We start from the raw sequence: 8397 nt of genomic DNA on the forward strand, positions 1-8397 counted from the left end.
CTGGAGTTCAGACGTGTGCTCTTCCGATCTCCGTAAACTATGTTTTTATCGGAAGCTGTACCAATGCAAGAATTGAAGACTTCCGTGTCGCTGCAGGCTATATCAAGGGGAAAAGAAAATCGGAAAATGTACGGGCTTTAATCGTACCCGGCTCCCAGCAGGTGGTAAAACAGATTTTTGAAGAAGGGCTCGATACTGTTTTCAGCGATGCCGGATTTCAGATCCGGCAGCCCGGCTGTTCGGCCTGTCTGGCGATGAATGACGATAAAATACCGGAAGGGGAATATTGTGTATCCACTTCCAACAGGAATTTCGAAGGCCGGCAGGGACAGGGTGCCCGGACGATTCTGGCCAGTCCGCTGACCGCCGCAAAGGTTGCCATTGAAGGAAGAATCCCGGTTTTTGAAAACTGATGAAAGGGTGAATGGTCAATTTTGCTTCGCAAGTGAATTCTACTCCGCAGGTGAATTTCAGGCTGAGTGCAAAAATTGACTATTGACCAGCAGGAATTGACCATTGACCCACAGGAATTGACAATAAGTGAATGATGAATTCTACTCCGCAGGTGAATTTCAGACTGAGTGCAAGAATTGACCATTGACCCGCAGGAACTGACTATTGACATTTTAAAGCTAAACAACATGCAGAAATTAAAAAATATAACCTCCCGTGCCATTCCTTTGCCGGTGGAAAATATAGATACCGACCAGATTATTCCGGCCCGGTTTTTAAAAAGTATCGATAAAAAAGGATTCGGTGAAAATCTTTTCCGGGACTGGCGGTACGACGTGCAGAGCCACCTGCCGAATCCCAGTTTTGTGCTGAACAACCCTGCATACAGCGGGCAGATCCTGGTGGCCGGAAATAATTTCGGTTGCGGAAGCAGTAGGGAACATGCCGCATGGGCTATGACGGATTATGGGTTCAAAGTAGTTATTTCCAGTTTTTTTGCAGATATTTTCAAGGGAAATGCGCTCAATAACGGGCTGCTGCCGGTAAAAGTTTCTGAAGGGTTCCTGAAAGAAATCCTTGCAGATATTACGCAGGACCCTGAAAAGGAAATTACTGTAGATGTGGAAAAACAGACCGTTGCTTTCGGCGGCAGATCAGAAAACTTTGAAATTGATTCCTATAAAAAAATATGCCTGATCAACGGCTATGATGATATCGACTTTCTGATCAGCAGAAAGCAGGCAATCACAGAATTTGAAATGAAAACACAGAAAATTTATGAAAACTGATTTTACCATTGCCGTTCTTCCCGGAGACGGGATCGGCCCTGAAGTCGTGGCGGAAAGCATTAAAATTTTAAATGCGATTGCCGATGCATTCCGTTACCGGTTTGAGTTCAGATACGGTTTAATGGGAGCCGAAGCCATCTACCGGACGGGAACTCCGTTGCCGGATGAAACGCTGGAACTCTGTAAAAATTCGGACGCCGTACTTTTCGGGGCAATCGGTGATCCGTCGTTCGATAACGATCCGGAAGCTAAAGTAAGGCCGGAACAAGGTTTGCTTAAGCTGCGTAAGGAACTGGGGCTGTTTGCCAACATACGGCCGCTGAAAACCTATGCTTCGCTGATCGGGAAAAGCCCGCTGAAAAAAGAACTTGTAGAAGGCGCCGATATCCAAATTTTCAGGGAGCTGGTAAGCGGGATTTATTTCGGTGAAAAATTTACGGATGAAGAAGCCGGGTATGCTTATGATATCTGCAGATACAACAGGGAGGAAATTGCCCCGATTGTCCATATGGCTTTTCAGGAAGCGCTTAAACGCAGAAAAAAAGTAACCCTGATCGACAAAGCCAATGTCTTGGATACTTCCAGGCTCTGGAGAAAGGTCTGCAAGAAAATTGCAGCGGAATATCCGGAGGTTGAACTGGATTTCATGTTCGTGGATAATGCTGCAATGCAGATGATCCTGAATCCGAAACAGTTTGATGTAATCGTAACGGAAAATATGTTCGGGGATATTATTTCCGACGAGGCCAGTGTAATCGGTGGCTCCATCGGTCTTTTGCCTTCTGCCTCGGTAGGAAAAGGAACGGCTCTCTTCGAACCCATCCATGGCTCTTATCCACAGGCAAAGGGAAAAGGGATTGCCAATCCCGTGGCATCCATCCTGAGCACTGCTATGATGCTGGATTACCTGAAGCTCGGTCAGGCAGCAGAAAAACTAAGGCAGTCCGTAGAATATGCCATTGAAAACAAATACGTAACGGCAGATCTTAATGCGGAGCAGCATTATTCCACGGATGAGGTCGGCAGTTTCATCGCCGATTATATCACCTATTCTGAAAAGTCATATTATAATTTTGAAAATATAAAGCTCGGTAAGTCAACCATCGTCTGAAGCAACATTCATTTCATATTGCCGGTCATACAGAAGTCCATAAAATAATGACCGGAAAAACCAGAAGATCCGGCTTACCGGCCTTTACTATTAAATAGTCAGTAAAACGGTTCTGCAAATCTGCAGAACCGTTTTTTCTTTTTTATAAATTAAAAGGGATTTACCCGTATTCCATTTAAAATATGGTAATAAGATCATTTTTGTATAGGCTGTTAACCATGTGCAGCAGAAAAAAATTCTGCCAACGGTTATTTCATTCAGCCTTCTTGCTCAAGGTTCTTATTAATGCCACGGGATCATTCCGTTATTCCCGATGGACTGACAACTTCATACAGACCGGGTTCAATTTTATTATTGTACTTTTCTTCTCTTTCCCGGACTCTTTTTTCAATGCTTCTCTTCATATCCTGCTGATCGGTAATCACTTTTCCGTCATTGATCATTTTAGTACCCATGGTTGAAATATCTTTTGAAGGGTTGCTGATATAATCTTTCCACGCTTTACGGAATTCATTCTTGCTTGCCGTTACCTCACTGGAATAAAGCCAGAATCCTGCAGGCTTTGCTTGATTTGTGTCCTGTGCCGGAATCTTGTTTTGTGCGATCAGCGTCATGCTGTGGGTTTGAGTTCCATCTTCAATTTTTACAATCAGTCCCGGAAGGCCATGGAATTTGTATGGACCGTCCTGTATGGGGATATCAGGGGTAAACCAAGCCGTCCAGGTGCGGCCCCCGAAGTCAGTACTGGCTTTCTGTGTTTCATATCCTCCTATTCTCATTTTTTCAGGACTGATTTTCCATTTCATCGGTTCATCTTCTTTCACCTTATAAAGATAATGGTCTATCATATCATAAAAATAAGTAGTGTAGGACGGATAATCTTTGGTGATTTTATACGAGATCATATTGTTTTCTTTCATAGAAGCAAGCCTCCTGAAGGTGTCTCCGCCTGTATTCAATGATAGGGTTCCGCCGCCGGAAGGATTCATTACCGCATAGGTAAGCGAATCGGTGTTTTAATAGCATACATGCTGCGGAAAGAGGAGCCTCCGGGAGTCGTATCGAGTGCCATCAACTCTCTCTTCTTTTTATCTTTTTGATGGATATCCGGAACAAATTCATATTCGTATATAAAACGGGTCTCCTGTGCATGGACAGCTAAAGACAGCAGGCAGGACAACAAAATATATTTTTTCATAACGCCAATATTTGTGAATTTTTACAGGTATAAATTTCGGCAAATATTTTTGTTCTCTCTATTAATATTATGTCTCATTTTTTAGAAGGCTTTTCTGACCGGATGATGAACAAATAAAAACCGCAGATCCTGATAAAGGTTCTGCGGTTGTGATATTATAACGGGTGATGCACTCAGTCTTCATTATCCGTTTTTCCTGAAGGATTGTTTTCGGAAGATTTCTTTACATCTTTAGGATCCACATCAGACGGATTGGTCTTTTGGGAAGATGCCGGAATATTCTGAAAATCCTCATTCTGTTTTTTCGTTTCCGCTTTGTTGGCGGATTCTTTTTTTTCGGTGTTGTTTTCTGGATCCATTTTTTTGCTTTTTTATACGGTTATCTATTCAAAGCCTTTGCCAAATGCATCAGAAAGATTGCTTTTTATATCAGGCTTTACCGGCAGATCATCCTAAAGTGGTAAAATCCCGATTTTCCCGGTACGGTCGTCAATGGTATAATGCAATGCTTTGGCGAGAACGAAAATCGTATTCAGGTTTTCCATCAGCTGCTTTCTGCCTTCATTCCTTAATCTGTTCTGATCAATGGACCGGATGGCCGTGGTTTTTGCTTTGGCCGTTACGTTCTTGATGTCTTTTTCAGAAATCCTATTGAAAAACGAATCGTCAAGCGACTGGATTTCCACACTGGGGGTAATCCGGATCTGGGCGTCAGGCAATTCGGTTATAATCAGTTTCCTGTTGATGGAATCCACATCAATTTTCATTTTATTAAGATCATAGGAAACCTGCGCCGTGGTCTTGGTAAATGTAATGATGCTGTTGCTGGTCATCTCCCTCCCGAAAAGCTCATAGCCCATTTTTGTCTTCTGCATCGATGACGTATTCTGTTCCAGGACCACCAGCTTGTTCATTTTGGAAATCTGGTTGGTCAGGATATAATAATCAGAATTTTCAGTTTTTTTACTGATACTGAAACATGACCTGAAGCTGAAAAAGAGGATCCCCATAACGAGAAGCCCTGCTATAAACGGAAGTACGAGCCTGATATTTTTCAAATCTTTGATTATTTATTAAAAATTTCTTTGATAACGGAACGGTCATCTTTCTTGAGGATTTCCGCCAGATCTCTTTCGATATACCCGGTAGTCGGCATCTCTACAATCCTTCCGGCTTCTTTTCCATACCGCTGAAGGATAATGGTGGGAACTTTCTGAACATTGTACCTTGCTTCGTCTCCGGTAGGGGATTCTTTTTTACGGTTAACGGCAATAATGGTCAGTTTGCTTTCCGGATAGTTCACGGCTTCCAGGATCTTCATCAGCCGCGGAACATCACGGTGGCTGTCCTCGCACCAGGTTCCCATGAAAAGAATAATGTTATAGGAATTGATCTTGTCTTTTCTCAGTTCACCGATGGCTTTCTGATCCAGGGCGTATTCATCATGTTCCTTTACATACCAGTCGGCATAGGGAGACTTCAGGAACTGGTCTTTCAGCTGATGGCCGAGCAGCATTTTTCCGTCATTCGTTGTTTCCACTTCGCGGTTTACCACAACTTTCTGGGCATGCAGATGCTGGCCGGCAAGAGCGAGGCAGAATACGGTGGCCGTACGGATGATTGTCTTTTTCATATTGATCTTTCAATGATATTTTTTAAATCGGCAGGGGAGTAGTATTTATTTTTAAGGACTTTATGATCCTCTTTGCGGTACACATTGTATTTTTCTCCGGAAAGTTCATAGAATGAATCTACTCCTTTTGCCCTATAAAATTCAACGGTGTCACGGGCCTGGTCTTCATTATCACATGCCTTGGACATGTTGGAGCGCTGAACTTCGTTGAACAGTTCTACAAATTTGCTGCCAAGACCGAATTCCAGAACGGCACCGCTCAATACATACTGAAGGTCGCAGAGTGCATCCGCAATTTCCACAATATCCCGGTCTTCAATAGCCTGTTTCAGCTCGTTCAGTTCTTCCTGGAGAAGCGCAACTCTCAGATTGCATCTTTCAGGGGAAGGGATCTGCGGCGTTTCCAGGATCGGGGCTTTAAAAGTGGTGTGGAATTCTGCTACCTGGTTCAGACTGTCAATTTTATCCATTACATATTTATTTAGGGCAAATATAAAAATTAGCAGGCATAAATAAGGAATCGGAGGAGGAGTTTTTCATGCAGCCTGCTTGTTCCCTGTCATCATTTCAGATATCGGTAACCGTAAATTTACATGTGCCGGTTGATTAATTTAATTATATTTGAAGCCTATACTTTATTATGCAGAAAAAACTAAAACTCTGGGATGCCATTATGCTGGTAATGGGTTCCATGATCGGCAGCGGAATTTTTATTGTAAGTGCCGACATGATGCGGAACCTGGGTTCGGGGTTCTGGATGATCATTGTCTGGGTAATCACGGGCATTATGACGGTTGCGGCCGCCATCAGCTACGGCGAACTTTCAGCCCTTTTTCCGAAGGCAGGAGGGCAATATACGTACCTGAAAGAGATCTTCGGCAAAAGAATGGGATTTCTTTACGGCTGGGGGCTTTTTACCGTGATCCAGACCGGAACCATTGCAGCTGTAGCCATGGCTTTCGGGAAATTCACCGCTTACCTGATACCGTCACTCAATGATGCCGCTCCGATTTTCCAGAGCGGGGAATTCAGGATCACCTGGATACAGATGCTGGCGATTGCAGTGATTTTGCTGCTGACCTATATCAATACCAGGGGAGTGGAAAGCGGAAAACTCCTGCAGAACCTTTTCACAGGATCAAAAATTATTGCCCTGCTGGGACTTATCGCAGCCGGATTTATCCTGGTGGATGTTTCCCATCTGGCAGAAAACTTCAGTTTCGGAACCGATGCCTTCAGTAACCTGGCAAAAGATGCTTCCGGAAATTTTCTGCAGGAAGGATGGGAGCCTATAGGGGGAATGACGCTGCTGGGAGGAGTTGCCGCCGCCATGGTAGGCTCCGTTTTCAGTTCGGTAGCCTGGGAAAGCGTGACTTTTGTCTCGGGAGAGATCGAAAATCCTAAGAAAAACGTCGTGAAATCCATGATTTACGGGACTTCTGCCGTAATGATCCTGTATATTGCCGTCAATTACGTATACCTGAATGCACTGGACCGGGATGCTGTGGCCTTTGCGGAAAACGACCGGGTAGCGGTGGCAGCATCGCATTTTATCTTCGGAACCGCGGGAACGGCGATTATCGCCGTACTGGTGATGGTTTCTACCTTTGGTTGTGACAACGGGCTGATTCTTGCCGGCGCAAGGGTATTCCAGACCATGGCCAAAGACGGGATGTTCTTCCGCCAGGCTGAAAAAAACAATAAAAACCAGGTGCCGGAAAATGCACTCTGGATGCAGGGCATCTGGGCATCTTTGCTGTGCCTGAGCGGACAATATGGAAACCTCCTGGATATGATCTCCTTTGTGATCGTCCTGTTCTATATGATCACGGTTTTCGGGGTAATCTATCTCAGAGTAAAACAACCGGATCTGGAAAGACCTTACAAGACCTGGCTTTATCCGGTAACTCCGGTCATCTATCTGATCATCGGGACCTGCTTCTGCGTCCTGCTCCTGATCTACAAACAACAATATACCTGGCCGGGCCTGCTGATGGTGCTGATAGGCCTTCCGGTTTATTATTTCATCAACCGGAATAACAAAAGTGAAATATAAGGAATAAAGATTGTGCCTTCAAAGCAGGAATCAGCCTGATCACCTGAAAAGGCAAAATGAAGACAGAAAGTTTTTTCACAACCGGCTTTTGCCTTGGAAAAGACAGATTGTTTATGCATCTCCAGGTAAAAGATGAAGTATGGATTTAGCAATAGAACAGTCCGGAAATACCTGTCCAATGATACCATCAGATCAGCACATCAGGCTGCGCGGATGTCCGCGCAGCCTTTTATGATGTACAAATCTGTTATCAGGAAATACTTATGTACATTTTCTTCATCTATATTCCATCAAAAAAGTTTCAGGAGTACAGGATTTTACTAAAACAAATCCCGTTCATCTGGTTTGCGGTTCCGTGTTTACTTTGTTTTGGAAGGAACATCAGTAAATCATATCATCACGTTTGTTTAACTCTATTTTATTTATAAGTAATTATGCTTATATTTGCAGAATGATAGCGGTCATTACCGGAGATATTATACATTCACAGCAAGCGGATACACAGGTTTGGATTACCAGGCTTAAAGATCTTCTCACAACCTGGGGAAGTGCCCCGCAGACATGGGAGATTTACAGGGGAGACGAGTTCCAGCTCAAATGTAATATCAACGACGCATTCTGGCGTTTCTTAGCCATAAAATCATTAATTAAAAGTCAGGAACACCTGGATGTAAGGCTGGCCATCGGCATCGGGGAAGAGAATTTCTCATCCGGGAAGATTACGGAATCCAACGGGACGGCATATGTCCATTCCGGTAGACTTCTGGATGATATAAAGAGCAACGGTCATACCGTAGCCATCAAAACATCGAGCGATGCCGTAGACCGGGATCTGAACATCCTGCTGAAGTGGTCTTCCAAAGATTTTGACAGCTGGACAGTGGCCACGGCGGAAATCATTCACGAACTCATCATGAACCGTGAACACACCCAGGAAGACCTTGCGAAAAAATTTGCCATCTCACAGTCGTCCGTAAGCCAGCGGCTGAAACGCGCCAATTATGACCTGATTGTAGAGACCAACCATTATTTCAAAAAGAAAATTTCAGAACTGTAATATGATTTTCCTTTCCCTCATATCAGCTCATCTGCTCGGAGATTTTATTCTTCAGCCTGACTCCTGGGTAGCAGATAAGGAACGCCACAGGCTGAAAAGCC

General features: G+C 44.0%; 11 protein-coding genes. 5 read left to right on the forward strand and 6 right to left on the reverse strand.

Translation table 11 applies throughout. The features are described from left to right. The first annotated feature begins 641 nt into the window (after positions 1-641). Positions 642-1241: a 3-isopropylmalate dehydratase small subunit gene (gene leuD / locus QZ735_RS14695; RefSeq protein ID WP_294249819.1), complete on the forward strand. Its 600-nt coding sequence runs from the start codon at positions 642-644 to the stop codon at positions 1239-1241. Continuing rightward, positions 1231-2352: a 3-isopropylmalate dehydrogenase gene (gene leuB / locus QZ735_RS14700; protein ID WP_294249821.1), complete on the forward strand. Its 1122-nt coding sequence runs from the start codon at positions 1231-1233 to the stop codon at positions 2350-2352. Before leuD ends, leuB begins: the two co-directional genes overlap by 11 nt. Before the next feature lie 296 nt (positions 2353-2648). On the opposite strand, the gene QZ735_RS14705 is transcribed toward leuB, so the two are convergent. The 6 genes from QZ735_RS14705 to QZ735_RS14730 all read right to left on the reverse strand — a co-directional run bounded on the left by QZ735_RS14705 (position 2649) and on the right by QZ735_RS14730 (position 5653). Continuing rightward, positions 2649-3341: a GLPGLI family protein gene (locus QZ735_RS14705; protein ID WP_294249823.1), complete on the reverse strand. Its 693-nt coding sequence runs from the start codon at positions 3339-3341 to the stop codon at positions 2649-2651. Then, positions 3341-3550 carry a hypothetical protein gene (locus tag QZ735_RS14710; protein WP_294249825.1) on the reverse strand — a complete coding sequence of 70 codons (210 nt, stop codon included), beginning with the start codon at positions 3548-3550 and terminating at the stop codon, positions 3341-3343. Before QZ735_RS14710 ends, QZ735_RS14705 begins: the two co-directional genes overlap by 1 nt. 173 nt (positions 3551-3723) lie before the next feature. Then, entirely contained in the window at positions 3724-3909 is a 186-nt protein-coding gene (locus QZ735_RS14715; protein ID WP_294249827.1) for a hypothetical protein, read from the reverse strand. Between the two features lie 93 nt (positions 3910-4002). Beyond that, positions 4003-4608 carry a DUF4230 domain-containing protein gene (locus QZ735_RS14720; protein ID WP_294249829.1) on the reverse strand — a complete coding sequence of 202 codons (606 nt, stop codon included), beginning with the start codon at positions 4606-4608 and terminating at the stop codon, positions 4003-4005. An 8-nt stretch (positions 4609-4616) separates the two neighbouring features. Next, on the reverse strand, positions 4617-5183 hold the full coding sequence (locus QZ735_RS14725; protein WP_294249831.1) for a thioredoxin family protein: 567 nt from the start codon (positions 5181-5183) through the stop codon (positions 4617-4619). Then, positions 5180-5653: a nucleoside triphosphate pyrophosphohydrolase family protein gene (locus QZ735_RS14730; protein WP_294249833.1), complete on the reverse strand. Its 474-nt coding sequence runs from the start codon at positions 5651-5653 to the stop codon at positions 5180-5182. Before QZ735_RS14730 ends, QZ735_RS14725 begins: the two co-directional genes overlap by 4 nt. Positions 5654-5823: 170 nt before the next feature. Here QZ735_RS14730 and QZ735_RS14735 point away from each other — a divergent pair, with 170 nt between their 5' ends. From QZ735_RS14735 to QZ735_RS14745, 3 genes are all read left to right on the forward strand, one after another. Next, positions 5824-7239: an APC family permease gene (locus QZ735_RS14735; protein WP_294249835.1), complete on the forward strand. Its 1416-nt coding sequence runs from the start codon at positions 5824-5826 to the stop codon at positions 7237-7239. A gap of 451 nt (positions 7240-7690) precedes the next feature. Beyond that, positions 7691-8296, forward strand: a complete 606-nt coding sequence (locus QZ735_RS14740) for a SatD family protein (RefSeq protein WP_294249837.1) — start codon at positions 7691-7693, stop codon at positions 8294-8296. A gap of 1 nt (position 8297) precedes the next feature. Further along, positions 8298-8397: DUF3307 domain-containing protein (locus QZ735_RS14745; RefSeq protein WP_294249838.1), on the forward strand; the 100-nt coding region annotated here is incomplete at its 3' end.

Origin of the sequence: uncultured Chryseobacterium sp. (assembly GCF_913776365.1) — a bacterium.
Taxonomy (GTDB): domain Bacteria; phylum Bacteroidota; class Bacteroidia; order Flavobacteriales; family Weeksellaceae; genus Chryseobacterium.

Excerpts from the sequence above, each read along its gene's own strand:
- leuD (WP_294249819.1), top strand. The coding sequence starts at position 642 with ATGCAGAAATTAAAAAATATAACCTCCCGTGCCATTCCTTTGCCGGTG.
- leuB (WP_294249821.1), top strand. The coding sequence starts at position 1,231 with ATGAAAACTGATTTTACCATTGCCGTTCTTCCCGGAGACGGGATCGGC.
- QZ735_RS14705 (WP_294249823.1), bottom strand. The coding sequence starts at position 3,341 with ATGAATCCTTCCGGCGGCGGAACCCTATCATTGAATACAGGCGGAGAC.
- QZ735_RS14710 (WP_294249825.1), bottom strand. The coding sequence starts at position 3,550 with ATGAAAAAATATATTTTGTTGTCCTGCCTGCTGTCTTTAGCTGTCCAT.
- QZ735_RS14715 (WP_294249827.1), bottom strand. The coding sequence starts at position 3,909 with ATGGATCCAGAAAACAACACCGAAAAAAAAGAATCCGCCAACAAAGCG.
- QZ735_RS14725 (WP_294249831.1), bottom strand. The coding sequence starts at position 5,183 with ATGAAAAAGACAATCATCCGTACGGCCACCGTATTCTGCCTCGCTCTT.
- QZ735_RS14730 (WP_294249833.1), bottom strand. The coding sequence starts at position 5,653 with ATGGATAAAATTGACAGTCTGAACCAGGTAGCAGAATTCCACACCACT.
- QZ735_RS14735 (WP_294249835.1), top strand. The coding sequence starts at position 5,824 with ATGCAGAAAAAACTAAAACTCTGGGATGCCATTATGCTGGTAATGGGT.
- QZ735_RS14740 (WP_294249837.1), top strand. The coding sequence starts at position 7,691 with ATGATAGCGGTCATTACCGGAGATATTATACATTCACAGCAAGCGGAT.